The organism is Streptomyces pratensis (genome assembly GCF_016804005.1).
Lineage (GTDB): Bacteria > Actinomycetota > Actinomycetes > Streptomycetales > Streptomycetaceae > Streptomyces > Streptomyces pratensis_A.
The window spans coordinates 3,689,630-3,707,274 of record NZ_CP051486.1 but is presented as its reverse complement, the minus strand read 5'-3'; the positions used below and the strand labels follow the sequence as shown (position 1 = coordinate 3,707,274).

At 71.8% G+C, this 17,645-nt stretch carries 7 protein-coding genes and 1 pseudogene; 5 read left to right on the top strand and 3 right to left on the bottom strand.

The features are described from left to right. Positions 1-540: 540 nt before the first annotated feature. Positions 541-2,226, top strand: coding sequence for a TlrC/CarA/OleB/SrmB family ABC-F type ribosomal protection protein (locus tag HED23_RS15175; RefSeq protein ID WP_203183953.1), 1,686 nt, complete (start codon positions 541-543; stop codon positions 2,224-2,226). Between the two features lie 102 nt (positions 2,227-2,328). Here the strand turns inward: HED23_RS15175 and HED23_RS15170 are convergent. Then, a pseudogene (locus HED23_RS15170) lies at positions 2,329-2,901 on the bottom strand (LD-carboxypeptidase); the annotation flags it as partial. Positions 2,902-2,959: 58 nt separating this feature from the next. On the opposite strand from HED23_RS15170, the gene HED23_RS15165 reads away from it, so the two are divergent. Beyond that, a complete protein-coding gene (locus HED23_RS15165; protein WP_203183952.1) occupies positions 2,960-3,124 on the top strand; it encodes a hypothetical protein in 165 nt (54 codons plus the stop codon). 55 nt (positions 3,125-3,179) lie between these two features. Here HED23_RS15165 and HED23_RS15160 read toward each other — a convergent pair whose 3' ends face one another. Continuing rightward, a complete protein-coding gene (locus tag HED23_RS15160; protein ID WP_203183951.1) occupies positions 3,180-3,779 on the bottom strand; it encodes a dihydrofolate reductase family protein in 600 nt (199 codons plus the stop codon). Continuing rightward, positions 3,776-4,630 carry a metalloregulator ArsR/SmtB family transcription factor gene (locus tag HED23_RS15155; RefSeq protein ID WP_203183950.1) on the bottom strand — a complete coding sequence of 285 codons (855 nt, stop codon included), beginning with the start codon at positions 4,628-4,630 and terminating at the stop codon, positions 3,776-3,778. Before HED23_RS15155 ends, HED23_RS15160 begins: the two co-directional genes overlap by 4 nt. Positions 4,631-5,582: 952 nt before the next feature. Here HED23_RS15155 and HED23_RS15150 point away from each other — a divergent pair. The 3 genes from HED23_RS15150 to HED23_RS15140 all read left to right on the top strand — a co-directional run bounded on the left by HED23_RS15150 (position 5,583) and on the right by HED23_RS15140 (position 17,641). After that, a complete protein-coding gene (locus HED23_RS15150) occupies positions 5,583-6,488 on the top strand; it encodes a sterol desaturase family protein (protein ID WP_203183949.1) in 906 nt (301 codons plus the stop codon). Positions 6,489-6,642: 154 nt separating this feature from the next. Further along, positions 6,643-15,969, top strand: a complete 9,327-nt coding sequence (locus tag HED23_RS15145; protein WP_203183948.1) for a hybrid non-ribosomal peptide synthetase/type I polyketide synthase — start codon at positions 6,643-6,645, stop codon at positions 15,967-15,969. Then, complete coding sequence (locus tag HED23_RS15140; RefSeq protein ID WP_203183947.1) at positions 15,956-17,641, top strand: phytoene desaturase family protein; 1,686 nt, start codon at positions 15,956-15,958, stop codon at positions 17,639-17,641. The genes HED23_RS15145 and HED23_RS15140 overlap by 14 nt, the downstream gene beginning before the upstream one ends. The last annotated feature ends 4 nt before the right edge of the window (positions 17,642-17,645 follow it).

Sequence of the window (17,645 nt, the reverse complement as noted above, 5' to 3'; positions counted from 1 at the left end):
GGCAGCTGACCAAGGGAATCACCGGATCGGTGCCTGGCTGAGCGCGTCGAGCAGCAGCGCTCAGTCTCCACGCGCCCAAGATCCGGATCGCGATCGTGCTCGACAGCGTCTCCCCGCACCTGACCACCAAGAAGGACCCGCTCCAGTGACCCGGACAGCCAATGCCACGAGCGTCGACGCACCTTGCTCATCGGCGTCTGTCTTCGGGTGGGCAGGGGCGGGATGTCCGTTGGCTTCTGCCCGTTCACGGAAGTTGCGGGCGTCCCGGCTCATGTCGGGCAGGAGGCCTTGTCGGCCCAGGCCCACAGCCATGAAAACGCCTTGCAGCCCAACGGACTCCCCGCCTACGATGCTGCGCATGGGTTCCCTGTGATAGTCCCCGTGCGACCGCGTTGAGCTTGGCTCCGCCGTCGCGCGTTCTCATCCGTGCTTCCGTTCCTCCCGTGATGCCGTCTGTCCGGCGTGCCACGGCGTGTTTCCGGCGTGCGCGGATGCGTCCATCCACCGTGCCGATCGGCCAGGCCGAGAACAGGGGACTCCATGCTTACCGCACAACTATCTCTTCAGAACATCACCCGCCGCTACGACGACCACGTCGTGCTGGACGACGTGTCCTTCAGCGTCAAGCCGGGCGAGAGGGCCGGCATCATCGGCGACAACGGAGCCGGAAAGACCACCCTGTTGCGACTGATCGCCGGGCTGGACCGGCCCGACAACGGCGAGCTGAGCGTGATCGCACCAGGCGGCTCGGGATATCTGGCCCAGTCGTTACCCCTGCCCCCCGAGGCCACCGTCCAGGACGCCGTGGACATGGCTCTTGCCGACCTGCGTGAACTCGAAGCGCGGATGCACCACGCCGAAGCCGGGCTCACGGGCTTGGCGGGGGCGGAACTGACCGCCGCGCTGGACACCTACGCCCACATGGTCGCCCGGTACGAGGCGCGCGCGGGCTACGAAGCCGATGCCCGGGTGGACATCGCCCTGCACGGGCTCGGCCTGCCGGGTCTGGCTCGGGATCGGGCCTTGGGCACGCTGTCGGGTGGTGAGCGGTCCCGGCTGGCGCTGGCCGCGACCTTGGCGTCCCAGCCGGAGCTGCTACTGCTGGACGAGCCGACCAACGATCTGGACGACGAGGCGGTTGGCTGGCTTGAGGCACACCTGAGGGCGCATCGCGGCACGGTGCTCGCGGTCACCCATGACCGAGTGTTCCTGGAACGGGTCACCACCACGATCCTGGAGGTCGGCGAGGGCAAGGTGACGCGTCACGGCGACGGCTACAACGGCTACCTCGCCACCAAGGCCGCTGAGCGAAGGCGCCGTCTGCAGCAGTACGCGGACTGGTGCGCGGAGCTGGCCCGCAATCAGAAGCTGGCCGCCACGAACGTGGCACGTCTGGAGGCAGTCCCTCGCAAGCTGCCGTTCGCCGTGTTCGGCCACGGCGGCTTCCGCGCCCGCGGCCGTGGTCACGGGGCGATGGTCCGTATCCGCAATGCGAAGGAGCGTGTTGAACGGCTGACGGACAATCCTGTCGCGCTGCCGCCCGAACCGATGGCGTTCACCGCACGGATGACCACCGCCGACGGTCAGACGTCTCAGCCCGCGGCGGAGCTCACCGGCATCCGTGTCGAAGACCGGCTGCACGTGCCTTCGCTGCGGATCGGCGGCGAGGAGCGGCTGTTGGTCACCGGGCCCAACGGGGCCGGCAAGACAACGCTGCTGCGTGTGCTGGCGGGTGAACTGCAGCCGGATGAGGGGACGGTGCGCACACGGGGCCGCGTCGGGCACTTGAGACAGGAGGAGACACCGTGGCCGCCTGACCTGACCATCCCACAGGCGTTTGCCCACGGCCGCGGGGGCGAACTGGATGAGCACATCGACCTTCTGTTGTCCCTCGGCCTGTTCAGCCCTGCCGACCTGCGCCTGAAAGTGAGCGAACTGTCCTACGGGCAACGGCGCCGGATCGAACTGGCCCGCCTCGTCAGCGAACCCGTGGACCTGTTGCTGCTGGACGAGCCCACCAACCATCTCTCACCTGTCCTGGTCGAAGAAGTCGAAGGAGCACTGGCCTGCTACCAAGGCGCGGTCGTCGTCGTCACCCACGACCGCCGCATGCGAACCCGCTTCACCGGCAGGCACGTGGAACTGAACGCCAGCCACGTCGCGCGGTCTCAGCCCTGCTCTTCCAAGGCAACGGCGAAGCAACAAGCAGCTCGGTGCTCGAAGTGACGTCTGGTCAGCTTGAGCGACGTGGGGTCCGAGGATTTCACCCGGCGGCGAAGTCGGCGCCGAAGTCGGCGCCGGCCTCGGCACCGGTCAGGGCGATGCGGCACGCCAGCACTCCCACGACGGGGTGGCCGGCAGCGCACCGATCGCCTCGCCGCCGGTCAGCAGCGTCGAGTAGAGCTTTTCAAGTTCCGCTCTGCGTGCTGCTGACGCGGCCTGCCAGTGCCCGCCGAGTCCGGGGGTGGCCACGTCGGCATGGAATCCGACCAGACCCGTGCGCGCATAGAGCACCAGATGCAGCAGTGAGATGTCGCTGTAGCCGAGGATCGGCTTGGGATCGGCCGCGATCGCCTCGACATCGATCAGGTCGAGGTAACCGAGCGCCGTCTGTCCGCCGTCATGCGCGATGATCGCGCGCACCTCAGGATCACGCAGTAGTCCGTTGAACTCCTCTGCGATCTCCGCCGGCCGCGTCGCGCTCCACCAGTGGTGCCGCCCTGCTTCGAGGAGCGGTGCCCGACGCACACGGAATCCCATCCGCTCGATCACGACCACCGCCTGCTCGAGGTCAGGCTCGTAAGCAGCGTGGAGCGGCCCGGACAGCGATGCGACAACGAAAAGATCTCCGGGCCTCAGGGCACGAGGACGGAGCAGTTGAGGCAGCGCAGAACCGGTCACCGACGAAGTGTCCCGACATACGCAACGTCACGCTACACATTTGCCGTGCCCTTCCAGGTTGGAATCCCCATACCTGACCGAGCACATCCGCCGCTTCGGCGAGTACTCCACCCATGAACTCGATCTCCGGCCCGAGGCGTACGACCCGCACCGGAACGTCGACTTCAGTCCGCTGCGCGGCGATGAACCGCCCGCCCTGAGCGGCTGCGAGCAGGCGGCGTGATCACTCCCCTGCGTGCTCGGAGAACCTCGCCGTCAGAGTGCGCTGATCGGCCGCCTCAGCGGACTCGGTCATAGACCATGGCGATCTCCCCCAGTTCGCCGGCCTCCTGGTGGGTGAGCTTCCACTTCGAAGCCGGCAGGCCGTCGTCGAACAGTCGCTGCCCGCCTCCGGCGATCTCGGGGAAGATCATGAGGTACAGCCGGTCGAGCAGATCTTCCGCAAGGAGCGGCTTGATGACACTCGGGCAGCTGTTGACGAGGATGTCGCCCTCACCGGTGGACTTGAGTTCGGCAACGACGTCGGAGACTGGGGCGTTCACCACGCGGGTGTGTTCCCAAGGCGCTTCGGTCAGTGTGGTTGAGAAGACCACCTTTTCCGTGTCCACCAGCCACTTCGCGTATCCGCGGTCGCGCGGATCGGCATTCTCGTCCGTGGCGACCTTCGGCCAGTAGCCCAGGAATCCCTCGGCGTTGATCCGGCCGAGCAGCGCCGTCGTCACACCCTCCCAGATGCGGGTGAGTTGGCCCCGCGCGACCTCGGAGGTCACATACGGCGCGAACATGCTGAAGTCGCTGGGCCCGCCAGGACCGTGGTAACGCCCGTCGAGGGAGAGGCTCAGGTTCGCGGTCACCCTGCGTCCGGCGGAGTCAGTCATTGTGTGCTCCTCATGTCGGTGCTGTCGGTGTCGTGCGGATCTGCAGCGAGGGTCGCTGCGAGCTTGTCGAGGCTCTGGCCGAAGCCGATCTCGATGCCTGCGATGAAGTCAGCGGAGTCGACGGTGCTGTCGGTGATCCGCCAGTGGACGTCGAGGTCCGTGCCGGCCCCGGTGGGCCGCAGGTCGAGGGCGACATGGGCAGTGAAGGCGAGGCCACCGTCGGGAAGCTGCGGGGAGAGTCGGTAGGTGAGGCGCTCGCCAGGGCGGACGTCGTCGACGACGCCCTCCGCGCGCCCGGCGACCAGGTCGGAGCCGCCCGCGTCCTCGGCATCGCGGTACTCCTGGACGATCCGCCCGCCCTCCCGCGCCTCGAAGACCAGATCAGATACACGGAGGTCGTCCGGCGTCCACCATCGGGAGAGCAGGGAGGGCTCGGTCACGTGGCGCCATACCAGCTCGGGGCGCCCCGTCAGCGAGCGGCGGAAGCTGAACGAACGACCGTCTGCCCACCCCCGCTCCTCCGCGGCGAGCCGCTCCGCGTGGAGGCTGGCCCCGTAGCGGTCGTAGGTCTCGCGCGGGCCCCCAGCCTGCTCCGCGGTGTCGGCGAGCCGGCCGAGCGCAGCCGCCAGCTCACGCAGGGGACCGGGCCGGAGCGCGTAGATGCGGCGCTGACCGGTGCGCTGGGAGGTGACGACGCCGGCGCGCTCAAGGGTCTGCAGGTGCTTGGTCGTCTGCGGCTGGCGGGCCTCGGCGAGCTCGGCGAGGACACCGACCGGACGGGGCCGCTCGGCAAGCAGGCTCACGAGCCGCCAGCGGGCCGGGTCGGCCAGCGCGGTAAGGAGTACGTCCATGGCGACAAGCATTCACCACCACGAATATTCGCGTCAAGGAATAGTTGCTGTCCGTCTGGGCGGGCTCAACCGGAAGGTCTTCCAGCCGTGACGGAACGGCGCCCCCGGGCCGCGATGACCAGTTGGCCCCAGCCCCCGAATTGATTCGACGAACGGCGTCTCATAGGTGGCCATCTGTCTGACCTGCGGATGCGCTGGGCGTAGGGGGTGCGGCGGTACCTGTGGGACTTTCGCGGGCTTTCTGGCCTCAGCAGTCCCGGCCGGGTCTCGCCGAACACGGCGTCGATGGCGCCGCTACCGCGGGATCCGGCCCCGGGCAAGAAGTGGGCATACTTTCGCACGGTAAACCCCGGGTCGGTGTGGCCGAGCCACCGCGTCAGGGAGAGCACCCATTCGCCGGCCTCCAGCTGCTCGGAGGCGTAGAAGTGTCGCAGGGCGTGAAACCCGTGCTCTCTGGACGGTTCCCACACGGGAGTCTCCGGCGGCCGGGGATCGTCCCTTGTTCGATCGCCTGCAACGTTGACGGGCCGCCAGGTTGGGTGGGCCTGCACACCCGGGCAATTCTCTCCTTGCGGGCTCCTGTGCGGTCCGGCCGCCCGAGTTGTACGGCTCGCGCTCCGCCCGTGGCCCCACACGCACTCCCACGGGGCGATGGTTTCGGGCATATCCGGCGGGCCCGGGACCCCGCGGTAACCGCTCTCTACGCGGGTGGCGACCGGCATGGCCGGCGCCGCCCACGCGAGTGCGGAATCGTTACTTCCGGTCACCGGCACCCCGTGCCCTCCACCCCGCCCCACGGGCACCGAACAATGAAAAGAACTTCTTCTTATAAATTACCCTCGTGCGCCCCCCTTACCGCGCTGGCCAAAAAACGCCGTTCACTCATTCACGGCCCCTCACGTCCGCTGCTACTCTGCGAACTCCCTATTCGGATGTGATGGAGATTCTCCGCATGGAATATCGACCCGATACGGGGTCGCTGCCGGCGAATGCGTGGACCACCGGCGCGTCCGCCCGCGAGTGTCTCCGCTATGCCGCGTACCCGATTCTGCTCCTGTCCGCAGTCTGGCTCTTCACCTCGGTTCTGCGCTTCGACTGGGACCGGGGCCGGGCCGTCCAGCTCTTCCTGATCGGCACCATTCTCTATCTCGCGGCGCTGGAGCGGCTGATCCCGCACCGGACCGACTGGCACCCGAGCGGCCGGGAACTGTGCTGGTACGCAGCCTATTTCGGGTTCACCATGGCCGGCGCCGTGCTCGGCCAGTCGGTCGTCGCGGCCGTTCTGGCCGCGACCCCCGTCACAGGACCGGGGCTCGCGCTCGGGGCCGAGGTGCCCCTCGCGCTGCTGGCCTCCTCACTGACCGGCTACCTCGCCCACCGCTGGGCGCATTCCAATCGGTGGCTGTGGAAGGTACACGGAATTCATCACGTCCCGGGAAAAGTAAACGTCGCCAATAACGGCGTCAACCACCTACTGGATGTCGCCTTCAAACAGGGCACGGTCCAATTGACACTGGGATTTCTCGGATTCTCAGCCGACTGCCTTTTCGCGGTGGCGCTCTTCACCCTTGTCCAAGGCTATTTCGTGCACGCGAACGTGGACGTCCGACTCGGTCCGCTCCACCACGTCCTGGCCAGCCCCGAGCAACACCGGCTGCACCACAGCGCCGACCTGGCCGAGGCCGGTCACTTCGGCGTGGACCTCTCGGTCTGGGACCGCCTCTTCGGCAGTTTCACCTGGCGACCGGACCGCCGCCCGGCGATCGTCGGTGTCAAGGACCCCGCCACGTTCCCGGAGACCGGCTCGATCGTCGCCAGCCTGCTCCACCCCGTGCGCCGCCCGCCCCACACCGCGTAGTCCCCCACACCGCGTAGTCCCCCGTACCGCGCGCACCCGCTCCGTACCGCGACCTCCCCGCCCCGTACCGCGCAGTCCCGCGCCGTACCGGCGTCGTGCCCCCATACGCCCCCGCCCGGCCCGTACCGAGGCGTCGTCTCCACCGGATTGGACCATGACGGACTCACCCAGCGCCGCCCTCCGCGACAAGGTCGCCATCATCGGCATCGGCTGCCGGCTCCCCGGACACGCGGGTGACCACCGGTCCTTCTGGCGCAATCTGATAGAAGGCAGGGACTGTCTCGTCCCCACCCCGGCGGACCGGTACGACACCACGACCCTCGGCAGCCGCGACCGGGCCAAGCCGGGCCGGCTGACCGGCGGCCGGGGCGGCTACATCGACGGCTTCGACGAGTTCGACCCCCACTTCTTCGGCATCAGCCCGCGCGAGGCCGAGCACATGGACCCGCAGCAGCGCAAGCTCCTGGAGGTGTCCTGGGAGGCGCTGGAGGACGGCGGGCAGCGGCCCGCCGAACTGGCCGGGCGGGACGTCGGCGTCTTCATCGGCGCCTTCACCCTGGACTACAAGATCCTGCAGTTCGCCGACCTCGGCTTCGAGACGCTGGCCGCGCACACCGCGACCGGCACGATGATGACGATGGTCTCGAACCGCATCTCCCACTGCCTCGACTTCCGCGGCCCCAGCGTCTCGATCGACACGGCGTGCAGCTCCTCCCTGGTCGCGGTCCACCTGGCCTGCCAGAGCCTGCAGCGCGGCGAGAGCGAACTCGCCCTGGCCGGAGGTACACTGCTGCACCTCGCGCCGCAGTACACCATCGCCGAGACCAAGGGCGGCTTCCTCTCCCCCGACGGACGCTCCCGCGCCTTCGACGCCTCCGCCGACGGCTACGTACGGGCCGAGGGCGTCGGCGTCGTGGCGCTCAAGCGCCTCTCGGACGCGCTGCGCGACGGCGACCCGGTGCACGCCGTGGTGATCGGCAGCGGGGTGAACCAGGACGGACGCACCAACGGCATCACCGTGCCCAGCGCCGACGCCCAGGCCACGCTCATCGAGCGGGTCTGCGCCGAGGCGGGAGTGACACCGGGCAGCCTCCAGTACGTCGAGGCGCACGGCACCTCCACCCCCGTCGGCGACCCGATCGAAGCGCGGGCGCTGGGCCGGGTGCTGGCGCAGGGCCGGGCGCCCGGGGCGCGGTGCTACGTCGGCTCGGTCAAGACCAACATCGGGCACACGGAGGCCGCCGCCGGCGTCGCGGGCCTGATCAAGACGGCGCTGGCCCTCCGGCACCGCCGCATCCCGCCGCACCTGAACCTCGAACAGCCCAACCCCGCCATCGACTTCGCCGCGCTGCCCTTCGAGATCCCGACCGCACCGGTCGACTGGCCGGAGCACGAGGGACCCGCGCGGGCAGGCGTCAACTCCTTCGGCTTCGGCGGCACCAACGCCCACGTCCTGCTGGAGGAGGCGCCGCCCCGCCCGCCGGAGGAGCCGCGCGCGACGGCCCGGACGCCCGCCCGCTCGGTCCTCCCGCTGAGCGCCCGGCACGCGTCGGGCCCGGCCGAACTGGCCGCGGGCGTCCGCCGCGAACTTGCCGCCGGAGTGCCCCTCGCGGACCTCGGGCACACCCTGGCCCACCGCCGCCAGCACTTCGAGGAGCGCCTCGCCGTCGTCCACTCCCCCCTCGGCCCGCCCGGCTCCCTCGACGAGGTACTGGCCGCCTGCGAGCGCGGGGAGCAGCACCCCCGGGCCGTGCGGGGCCGCCTCCGGGAGCCCGGGGCGCAGCGGCTGGTGTGGGTGTTCACCGGCATGGGGCCGCAGTGGTGGGGCATGGGGCGCGAGCTCCTGGACGCCGAGCCCGTGTTCCGGGAGGCGGTCGAGCGCTGCGACCGGGAGGTCCGGCGCCAGGCGGGCTGGTCGCTGCTCGACGAGCTGACCCGGCCCGAGGCGGAGTCCCGGATGGCCGAGACCTGGCTCGCCCAGCCCGCCAACTTCGCCGTCCAGGCGGGGCTCGCGGCGCTGTGGGAACACCACGGGGTGCGGCCGGACGCCGTCGTCGGGCACAGCACCGGCGAGATCGCGGCCTTCCACCAGGCCGGGGTGTACGGCCTGGAGGACGCCGTCCGGATCGCGCTGGCGCGCAGCGCCCTCCAGCACCGGCTCGCGGGCACCGGCGTGATGCTGGCGGCCAACCTGTCCGAGGAGGAGGCCGAGCGGCTGGTCCGCCCGTACCGGGACCACGTGTCGGTCGCCGCCGTGAACAGCCCGGCGTCGGTGACGCTGTCCGGGGACCGGGACACCCTCGGGGAGCTCGCCGGGCGGCTGGAGCGGGAGCAGGTCTTCGCCCGGTTCCTCGACGTGGAAGTGCCTTACCACAGCGTGCGGATGGACCCGATCGAGGCCGAGCTGCACGAGGCGCTGGCCGGGATCGCGCCGCGCGCCGCCGGTCTCCCGCTGTATCTGACCGCCCGCGAGGGGCGTGCGCGGGGGCCGGAGCTGGACGCCGCGTACTGGTGGGAGAACGTCCGGCGGCCCGTCCGGTTCCGTGCCGCGGTCGACCGGCTGGTCGACGACGGGTACACGCTGTTCCTGGAGATCGGTCCGCACCCGGTGCTCGGCCACTCGATCCGGGAGTGCCTGGAGGGCCGGGCCGTCGAGGGGGTGACGCTGCCGTCGATCCGGCGGCGGGAGGACGAGCCCGAGCGGTTCGCCCGCTCCCTCGCGGAGCTGTACACACTGGGCGTCGACGTGGACTGGTCGGTGCTCCAGCCCGTGGGGCGGCCGGTGCCGCTGCCGGGCTATCCGTGGCAGCGGGAGCGGTACTGGGTGGAGCCCGCGCCGGTGGAGCAGATCCGGCTCGGCCGGCTGGACCACCCGCTGCTCGGCCGGCGGACCTCCGCGCTGCAGCCGACCTGGGAGAGCCGCCTGGACACCGAGCGGCTGCCGTACCTGGCCGACCACCGGATCGAGGACAGCACGGTCTTCCCGGCCGCCGGGTACCTGGAGATGGCCGCGCAGGCGGTCCGGGCGCTGACCGGCGGCGACACGGCGACCCTGGCCGACGTCGAGTTCTCCCGGGCCCTGTTCCTGCCCGACGGCGAGGCGACGACCGTCCAGCTGGCCTTCGCGCCGGAGGAGGCCGGGTTCACCATCGCCTCCCTCGCCGGTTCCGGGACCGGGGCTCCGGGCCGTACGGTCCACGCGAGCGGGGTCGTCCGCACCGGGCAGCCACGCCGGCTCGCGGAACCGCTGGACACGGACGCGGTACGGGCGCGGGCGGGGCGTCGGCTCGACCGGGAGGCGTGCTACGGCGAGCTGGCGGCGCTCGGCTACCACTACGGCCCGGCGTTCCGGGCGATCGACGAGGTGTGGACGGCGCCCGGCGAGGCGCTGTCGCTGATCCGGCCCACCCCGGGCATGGGCGACGGGGCCGCGGACTGCCATGTGCACCCCGTGCTCCTGGACGCCTGCTTCCAGACCATGCTCACTGCGATGACGCCGGACGACGGCCGATCCGCCGGGATCCGGCTGCCCGTCGGCATCGCGGAGCTGCGGCTGGACGCGGTCGGCGACCGGGCCCTGTGGGCGCACGCGACGGTGACCGCGGAGAGCGACGAGGAACTGGTCGGCGACCTCGCCCTGTACGCGGAGGACGGGACGCCGCTCGGCCGGATCAGCGGCTTCCGCGCGGCAGCGGTGGACCGGGTGGCCTCCTCGGTGAAGCTCGGCACCATCGACGGCTGGCTGGCCGAGGTGGTCTGGGAGGAGACGCCCACCGAGGCGCCGGAGGACGGCGGGACCGCCGAGGGGACCGGGGACGGTCCCGACGGCTCCCCCGCGCCCGACCTGGTGGTCTTCGCCGACGAGGGCGGGCTCGGCGCGCGGATGGCCGAGGCGGTCGTGGCGCGCGGCGGGCGGTGCCGGCTGGTCCGCCCGGGCAGCCGATACCGAAGCGGGGCCCGGCACATGACCGTGCGACCCGATTCGGCGGCCGATCTGCGCAGGCTGTTCGACGAACTCGGGCCGGGGTTCGGAGCCGTGGTGCATCTGTGGAACCTCGATATGCCCCCGCTGGACACGGTCGGCGCGGCGGACCTCGACGGGATCGGCACGGTCGGTGGCTACTCGCTCGTCCTGCTCGCCCAGGTGCTGCCCGAGGCGTGCCCGGAGGGGCGCCTGCACATCGTCACCCGGGGCGCCCAGGCGGTGGTGCCGGGCGAGCCGGTGGAGCCGTTCGGCGCGCCCGCCTGGGGCATCGGCCGGGTGCTGTGGCAGCAGGAGCTCACCGGTCACAGCGGCAAACTGATCGATCTCGACCCGGCCGGGGGTCCCGGCGAGGCCGAGGTGCTGCTGCGCGCGCTCACGGCGGACGACGGCGAGGGCGAGATCGCGCTGCGGTCCGGGCGGCGGCACCTCAGCCGGCTGCGTCCGCCCGCGGGGCTGACCCGTCCGCTGCCGCTGCGGCTGCGCGCGGACGGCGCCTATCTGGTCACGGGCGCGTTCGGGGCGCTGGGGCGGCTGCTCTGCCACACCCTGGTACGGCGCGGGGCCCGGCGCCTGGTCCTGCTCGGCCGCACCGGCGTGCCGGAGCGCGGCGCGTGGCGGGGGCTCGATCCGGGCGGCCCCGAGGGGCGGCGGGTCGCGTTCCTGCACGAGCTCGAAGCGCTCGGCGCAGAGGTGCTGGTCGCCGCGGTAGACGTGACCGACGCGGCGGCCATGGAGGGCTGGCTGGCCGGGCGTCGGGCCGCCGGTCTGCCGCCGGTGCGGGGCGTGTTCCACCTCGCGGGACAGGTGCGGGACGTCCTGCTGCCGTCGTTGGACCGCGAAGCGTTCGACGCAGGCTACGGGCCGAAGGTCCACGGCGGGTACCTGCTGCACCGGCTGCTGCGCGACGAGCCGGTCGAGCACTTCGTACTGTTCGCGTCGGTCGCCTCGCTGCTGACCACGGCCGGTCAGGTCAACTACGCGGCCGGGAACGCGTTCCTGGACGCGCTCGCCCATCACCGCCGGGCGCTCGGTCTGCCCGCGCTCAGCATGGACTGGGGGCCGTGGGCGACCGGCATGATCGAGGAGCTCGGGCTGGTCGCCCACTACCGGGACGCGCGCGGGATGAGCTCGCTGGCGCCGGAGGCGGGCATGGCGGTCCTGGAGCGGGTGATCGGGCAGGACCGGGCCCAGTTACTGGTGGCCGCGGTGGTGGACTGGCCGGTGTTCCTGTCCTGGTATCCCACCCCGCCGCCGTTGGTGTCGGCGCTCGCCGCGGCGGCGGCGCGGGAGGTCCCGGCGGGGCAGGGCGGCAGTCTGCTCGACGCGTTCCGCGCCGCCGACGAGGCGGCGCGTACGGCGCTGGTGGCCGAGCGGTTCGCGGCCCTCGCGGCGGGTGTGCTGCGGGTGCGGCCGGAGCTGGTCGACGCGGACGCCCGGCTCGGCTCGATCGGTCTGGACTCGCTGCTCGCCATGGAGCTGCGGGCCCGGACCCTCACCGAGCTGGGGGTCTCGCTGCCGGTGGTGGCGCTGCTCAGCAATGGGCCGGTTAGCGAGCTGACCGAGCGGCTGCACGCGGGGCTGACCGAGCTCGCGGCGGCCGGGGGTCCGGTGGCGGAGACGGCGGTGGAGTTGTTCACCGACGAGGCGTGCTACCCACTCACCCACAACCAGCAGGCCCTGTGGTTCCTCCGGCAGCTCAACCCGGACGGCTTCGCGTACAACATCGGCGGCGCGGTGGAGGTGCGCGCGGAGCTCGACCCGGAGCTGCTGTTCGATGCCTTCCGGACGCTGATCGCCCGGCATCCGAGCCTGCGCGTCAACATCACCACCGAGGACGGGCGTCCGGTCCAGCGGGTGCGGCCCGAGGCCATCGCCGACACCGGTCTTCTCGATGTGTCCGGGCTGCCCTGGGACGAGGTCCGCGCCCGGCTGGTAGCGGAGTACCGCAGGCCGTACGACCTGGAGCGGGATCCTCTGGTGCGGCTGCGGCTGTTCCGGCGGGCCCCGGACCGCTGGGTGCTGATGAAGGCGGTCCACCACATCGTCTCGGACGCGATCTCCACCTTCACCTTCATCGAGGAGCTGTTCGAGGTCTACCACGGGCTGCGCACCGGCCGGCCGGCGGAGCTGGCCCCGGTCCGGGCCCGCTACCTGGACTTCCTCAACCGGCGGAACCGCTTCCTGGCCGGGCCCGAGGCGCGGCGGATGCTGGAGTACTGGCGGGAACACCTGCCGCGGGAGGTCCCGGCGCTCGAACTGCCCACCGACCGGCCGCGCCCGCCGGTGCAGACCGACAACGGCGCCTCCGAGTTCTTCCAGCTCGACGACGAGCTCAGCGCCCGGGTGCAGACGCTGGCCCGGGAGCACAACGTCACCGTGTTCACGGTGCTGCTCACCGCGTACTACCTGCTGCTGCACCGCTGGTCGGGGCAGGACGAGATCGTGGTCGGCAGCCCCGTCACCGGGCGCACCGAGGAGGAGTTCGCCTCCGTCTACGGCTACTTCGTCAATCCGCTGCCGCTGCACGTAAGCCTGGCCGGGGAGCCGTCGGTGGCCGAGCTGCTGGGCCGGGTGCGGGACACGGTCCTCGGGGGCCTCGACAATCAGGAGTACCCGTTCGTGCTGCTCGTGGAGCAGTTGGGCCTCCAGCACGACCCGAGCCGCTCGGCGGTCTTCCAGGCGATGTTCATCCTGCTCACCCACAAGGTGGCCGTGGAGCGCTTCGGGTACACACTGGAGTACATCGAACTCCCTGAGGAAGAGGGACAGTTCGATGTCACGCTGTCCGCGTACGAGGACCGGTCCGACGGGCGCTTCCACTGCGTGCTGAAGTACAACACCGACCTGTTCGACGCGGCGACGGTGCGTCGGATGGCCGCGCACTACCGGAACCTCCTCGACGGCCTGACCCGCGCGGAGGGCGAGCGCCCGGCGGGACGGCTGCCGATGCTGGGGGCCGGGGAACGGGAGCGGATCGTCACCGGGTTCGGCGGCGTCGGCCGACGGATCGACCACGACGTGCCGGTGCACGAGCTGATCGGGAAGATCGCCGCGCAGTTCCCGGAGGCGGTCGCGGTGTCCGTGCCGGGCGGGCGGCGGCTCGGCTACCGGGAGCTGGACCAGCGCTCGCGACGCGTCGCGGCCTCGCTGCGCGAACGCGGCGTCGGCGCCGGGACGGTGGTGGCGGTGCGTCTTGCGAAGTCGCCGGAGCTGGTGATCGCGCTGCTCGCGGTGTGGCGGGCCGGGGGCGCGTATCTGCCGCTGGACCCGGACCACCCGGCGGAGCGGCTGGCCGAGCTGATGGAGAACGCCGGGGCCACGCTGGTTCTGACCGACGGGCGGCGGGGCCAGGCGGCCCGGCTGCCGGGACGGCCGGTCACCCTCGACGAGCTGGACCGGCCGGGGACCGAGGAGCGGCCGGAGCCGGCCGTGGGCCTCGACCGGACGGCGTACGTGATCCACACCTCGGGTTCCACCGGCCGCCCCAAGGCGGTGCGGGTCAGCCACCGCAACCTGGCCTCGGTGTTCGTCGCCTGGCAGCAGGAGTACCGGCTGGACACCGACGTCCGGGTGCACCTGCAGATGGCGGGCGTCTCCTTCGACGTGTTCACCGGGGACCTGGTCCGGGCGCTGTGTTCGGGCGGGACGCTGGTCCTCGTCGACCGGGACCTCCTCTTCGACACCGCGCGGCTCTACCGGACCATGCGCGCGGAGGGCGTGGACTGCGGCGAGTTCGTGCCGTCGGTGGCGCGCGGGCTGCTGGCGCACTGCGAGCGGGAGGGGCTGGGCCTGGAGTTCATGCGCCTGGTGATCGTCGGCTCGGACGCCTGGCGGGCGGGCGAGCACCGGAGGCTCGTCGCGCTGTGCGGGCCGGGGACCCGGGTGGTCAACTCGTACGGGCTGACCGAGGCCACCATCGACAGCGCCTGCTACGAGGGGCCGGCGGAGGGGCTGGAGCCGGGCCGGATGGTGCCGGTCGGCCGGCCGCTGCCCAACAGCGAGCTGTACGTCCTCGACCGGCACGGCGAGCCGGTGCCACCGGGGGTGGCCGGTGAGCTGTGGATCGGCGGCGCCGGCGTCGCCGACCGCTACCTGGGCGATCCGGAGCGGACGGCCGAGCGGTTCGTGACCCTCGAACCGGGCGGCGAACCCGTACGGCTGTACCGGACGGGGGACCTCGGGCACTGGGACGCGGAGGGGGTGCTGCACCTCCTCGGGCGGGCCGACGGGCAGGTGAAGGTGCGCGGCCACCGGGTGGAGACCGGGGAGATCGAGGCGCGGCTGGCCGCCCGGCCCGAGCTGGCGCAGGTGTGCGTGACGGCACGGCGGGACGAGACGGGCGAGAACGTGCTGTGCGCCTACTGCGTGCCCGCGCCGGGCGCGGTGGCCGACGCCCGGGAGCTGCGCCGCCACCTCGCGGAGCAGCTGCCGACGTATCTGATCCCGGCGCACTTCACGGAGCTGTCCGAGCTGCCGCTGACCGCGAACGGCAAGGTCGATCTCGGCGCGCTGCCGGAGCCGCGCGCGGAGGCGGGACCGGAGAGGTACGAACCGCCGGTGACGCTGTACGAGACGCGGATGGCGGCGCACTGGCGGTCGCTGCTCGGGCTGGAGCGGCCGGGGCTGCGGGACGACTTCTTCGAGGCGGGAGGCAGTTCGATCAAGCTGATCGAACTGATCCACCACCTGCGGACCGAGTTCAACGCGTCCGTGCCGGTCGGGCGGCTGTTCCGGACCAGCACCCTGCACGGCATGGCCCGCACCTTGGAGGACGTCGTCACCGGGCGGCTGCCCGGCGCCGAGCCGTACCTGTGGTTCAACCCGGGCGCGGACCCGGCGGCGACGGTGTTCTGCCTGCCGCCCGCGGGCGGGCACGGGCTGGTGTACCGGCAGCTCGCGGCGCGGCTGCCCGAGCACCGCTTCGCCGCGTTCAACTACCTGTCGGGTCCGGACAAGGCGGCCCGGTACGCGGATCTGGCCGAGGAGCTGCACCCGGGCGGGCCGTACACGCTGTTCGGTTACTCTCTCGGCGGCAACCTCGCGTTCGAGATCGCCGGGGAGCTGGAGCGGCGGGGCCGCGCGGTGGACCTCGTGCTGATCATGGACTCGTACCGGATCGCCGAGGCCGTCGCCCTCGGCGAGGAGCACCTGACCGAGTTCGAGGCGGAGCTCGCGGAGCACCTGCGGCGGCACACCGGTTCCGAGATCGTCGCCCGGGAGACCGTGGAGCAGGCCCGCGAGTACCTGGCGCACTGCGGTGCTCACCCGTCGCTCGGTGTGCTCGGCGCACCGATCGCGGTGATCTCCGACCAGGACAAGCTGCTCCGCTTCGCGGCGGACGAGCCCGGCGGCTGGCACGGGGTCACCGCCGCCGGGTGCACCGTACGCGAGGGGCACGGGCGGCACGCCGAGATGCTCGACGGCTCGTTCCTCGACGGGAACGCGGAGCTGGTCCGGGCGCTGCTGGCGGGAGGTGCCGCGGATGGGCGTGCGTGACGGCGGGCCCCGTTGGGAGGCCCGGCCTCCCGGCGGGCGGCCCCGGGTGATCATCATCGGCGCGGGCATGTCGGGTCTGGCCGCCGGCTGCTACGCGCAGATGAGTGGGCTGGAGAGCCGGATCTTCGAGAAGCACGTGCTGCCAGGGGGCTGCTGCACCGCCTGGGATCGGCAGGGCTACCTCTTCGACTACTGCATCGACTGGCTGATCGGCACGGCACCCGGGACCGGGGCGAACGACGTGTGGCGCGAGCTCGGGGCGCTGGACGGGAAGCGGATCACCCATTTCGACCAGTTCAACCGGGTGGTGACGGAGGACGGCCGGTCCGTCACGTTCTACAACGACCCGGACCGGCTCCAGAAGCACCTGCTGGAGCTCTCGCCCGGCGACGAGCGCCTGATCCGGGCGTTCTGCCGGGACCTCAGGCGCTTCGCGGGGCTGGCCCCACACTGGGAGCTGAAGCCGCCGCCGCTGAAGTCCCTGACGGAGAAGGCGCGAACGCTGCTCGCGATCCTGCCGGCGTTCCGGCTGTACTGGCGCACCGCGGCCACGCCGATGCGCCGGTTCGCGGACCGCTTCGAGGACCCGCTGCTGCGCCAGGCGTTCCCGAACATGTTCCTCCAGGAGCTGACCGGCTTCCCGCTGCTCCCCTTCCTCTTCACGATGTCCTGCGCCTTCAACGGCAACGCGGGCTTCCCGGAGGGCGGTTCGCTGGGTCTGGCCCGGTCGGTGGAGGAGCGGTACACGGGGCTCGGCGGGCACATCGGCTACCGCGCCCGGGTGGAGCGGATCCTCGTCGAGGACGGGCGGGCGGTCGGCGTACGGCTGCGGGACGGGCAGGAGCACTTCGCCGACCATGTGATCGCCGCCTGCGACGGGCCGACGGTGCTGGACCGGCTGCTGGAGGGGCGGTGGAGCAGCCCGCGCACCGAGCGGCTGTACACGGAGCTGCTGGACCGGCCGGACAACCTGTACCCGGCGGTGGTCTCCGCGTTCGTCGGGATCGACGGCCCGCTGCCCGCCGGTGAGCCACACAGCACCACGTACCTCCTCGGTCCGGAGCGGGGCGCGGCGCTGCCGGGGAGCCTCCAGCACAGTCTGGTGGTGCAGCGGCGGTCCGACTACGCCGACGGCTTCGCGCCGGCCGGGAAGTCGGTGCTGCACTGCACGTACTTCACCGACCACCGGTCCTGGCAGGATCTGCGGAAGGCGGACCGGCGGGCGTACCGGGAGCGCAAGCAGGAGGTCGTCGACTTCCTGCGGGACTTCCTGGCCGAGCGTCATCCGGGCCTCGAGGAGCGGATCGAGCTGGTGGACGTGGCGACGCCGGCGACGACGGAGCGGTACACCGGCAACACCTACGGCAGCATCCTGGCCTGGAAGGCGTTCTCCGAGGCCGACGACGTGTCGACCGCGCTGGTGGACCGGGACCGGATGCGGCTGCCGGGGCTGAGCGGCTTCTCGATGGCCGGGCAGTGGACCGGGATGGGCGGCCTGATCCGGGCCGCGACCAGCGGCCGGTACGCGGTCCAGTTCCTCTGCGACGAGCTGGGCCGGGAGTTCCGGGCCTGGCCGAGCGAGGGTGCCGGGCCGTGGCATCCCGGGAAGCTGGGCCGGCTGCCACGACTCGAACAGCGGGGCGAAGCCGGGAAGGCGGCGGTGGCCGAATGACCAG

Coding starts and splice junctions, on each gene's coding strand:
- HED23_RS15175 (WP_203183953.1), top strand. CDS start 541: ATGCTTACCGCACAACTATCTCTTCAGAACATCACCCGCCGCTACGAC.
- HED23_RS15160 (WP_203183951.1), bottom strand. CDS start 3,779: ATGACTGACTCCGCCGGACGCAGGGTGACCGCGAACCTGAGCCTCTCC.
- HED23_RS15155 (WP_203183950.1), bottom strand. CDS start 4,630: ATGGACGTACTCCTTACCGCGCTGGCCGACCCGGCCCGCTGGCGGCTC.
- HED23_RS15150 (WP_203183949.1), top strand. CDS start 5,583: ATGGAATATCGACCCGATACGGGGTCGCTGCCGGCGAATGCGTGGACC.
- HED23_RS15145 (WP_203183948.1), top strand. CDS start 6,643: ATGACGGACTCACCCAGCGCCGCCCTCCGCGACAAGGTCGCCATCATC.
- HED23_RS15140 (WP_203183947.1), top strand. CDS start 15,956: ATGGGCGTGCGTGACGGCGGGCCCCGTTGGGAGGCCCGGCCTCCCGGC.